The organism is Sphingomonas sp. Leaf33, from assembly GCF_001421785.1.
GTDB lineage: Bacteria > Pseudomonadota > Alphaproteobacteria > Sphingomonadales > Sphingomonadaceae > Sphingomonas.
Window position 1 is genome coordinate 1,290,544 of sequence record NZ_LMLB01000001.1, and the last position, 1,747, is coordinate 1,292,290.

Genomic DNA, 1,747 nt, shown 5'->3' on the forward strand with positions numbered 1-1,747 from the left:
CGCGGCGGTCCCCCTCCCCGTCCCGGGGAGGATCACGCTGTGAAAGGCGTCGCGACCGATATCGGCACCATCCACTTCGTCGGCATCGGCGGCATCGGCATGTCGGGCATCGCGGAAGTGATGCATAACCTGGGCTACCAGGTGCAGGGCAGCGACGTCGCCGAGGGCTATGTGATCGAGGGCCTGCGGAAACGCGGGATCACCGTCACGATCGGCCATGCCGCGGCGAACGTGACCGACGCCGCGGTCGTCGTGACCTCGACCGCGGTCAAGCGCGGTAACCCGGAAGTCGAGGCGGCGCTCTCCAACCGCATCCCGGTCGTTCGCCGCGCGGAAATGCTCGCCGAACTCATGCGGCTGAAATCGACCGTCGCAGTCGCGGGGACGCACGGCAAGACCACCACGACCAGCATGGTCGCCGCACTGCTCGATGCAGGTGGGGTCGATCCGACCGTCATTAACGGCGGGATCATCAATAGCTATGGCTCCAACGCACGTCTGGGCGCGAGCGACTGGATGGTGGTCGAGGCGGACGAGAGCGACGGCAGCTTCCTGCGTCTGGACGGCACCATCGCGGTCGTAACGAACATCGATCCCGAACACCTCGACCATTACGGCAGCTTCGAGCGGGCCAAGGATGCGTATGTCGAATTCGTCGAGAACGTCCCCTTCTATGGCGCGGCGCTGCTCTGTCTCGACCATCCGGAGGTCCAGGCGCTGATCCCGCGCGTCCGCGACCGGCGGATCGTCACCTACGGTTTCGCGGCCAGCGCGGACGTGCGCGGCGTCAACGTGACCCCGTTTCCCGGCGGTAACCGGTTCGAAGCGCAGGTCCGCCAGCGCGACGGATCGGTCCGCTCGATCGAGGGGATCGAACTGCCGATGCCGGGGCGTCACAACGTTCAGAACGCGCTGGCCGCGATCGGTGTGGCGCTGGAACTCGGCATCGACGATGCGACGATCAGCAAGGGCTTCGAGCGCTTCACCGGCGTCAAGCGCCGCTTCACCAAGGTCGGCGAGGTGCCGTTCGGCTCCGGGGCAGCGACGATCGTCGACGATTACGGCCACCACCCGGTCGAAATCCGCGCGGTGCTGTCGGCGGCTCGCGAAAGCGCGCAGGGCCGCGTGATCGCGGTCGTCCAGCCGCACCGGTTCTCGCGGCTCGGCAACCTGATGGACGACTTCCAGGGCGCGTTCAACGACGCCGACGCGGTCTACGTGACCCCGGTCTATGCCGCGGGCGAAACGCCGATCGAGGGCGTCGATGCCGACGCGCTGGTCGAGGGGCTGAAGCGTCGCGGGCACCGCCAGGCGGCGACGGTCGCGGATGCTGAAGATCTGGCGGGCGTGCTGGCGGGCGACCTGGCGGCGGGCGATCAGGTCATCTGTCTGGGTGCCGGCGACATCACCAAATGGGCGGCAGGTCTCGCCGCGGCGATCGAAGGAAAACGGACATGAGCGACTTCTTCTCGATCGCGGTCGACATGCAACGCGAGATCCTGCTGGCGCAAAAGGCGCAGATGGATGCCGCGCAGAAGATGCTCGACGCCGGCAAGCAGGTCGCGGCCGCGCAGGACGTGACGCAGAAGGCGGCCGAGGCGAATGTGAAGGCGTTCCAGGCCTGGGCGAAATTGTGGGGCTGGAAGTGAGTCAAACCCAAATCCTCCCCGGCACGGGGAGGGGGACCGCTCGCGAAGCCGGTGGTGGAGGGGGGGCACCTCATTGTGCTTCCTTCGCGGAGAGGGGC

The 1,747-nt window shown here is 67.4% G+C and carries 2 protein-coding genes; both read left to right on the plus strand.

The features are described 5' to 3' along the window. Window positions 1-39: 39 nt before the first annotated feature. Complete coding sequence (gene murC / locus ASE86_RS06430; protein ID WP_056423792.1) at window positions 40-1,458, plus strand: UDP-N-acetylmuramate--L-alanine ligase; 1,419 nt, start codon at window positions 40-42, stop codon at window positions 1,456-1,458. Then, complete coding sequence (locus ASE86_RS06435) at window positions 1,455-1,649, plus strand: hypothetical protein (RefSeq protein ID WP_056423794.1); 195 nt, start codon at window positions 1,455-1,457, stop codon at window positions 1,647-1,649. Before murC ends, ASE86_RS06435 begins: the two co-directional genes overlap by 4 nt. Window positions 1,650-1,747: the final 98 nt, after the last annotated feature.

Bases quoted from the DNA above. Each gene is read 5' to 3' on its own strand.
- ASE86_RS06435 (WP_056423794.1), top strand. From the start codon at position 1,455: ATGAGCGACTTCTTCTCGATCGCGGTCGACATGCAACGCGAGATCCTG.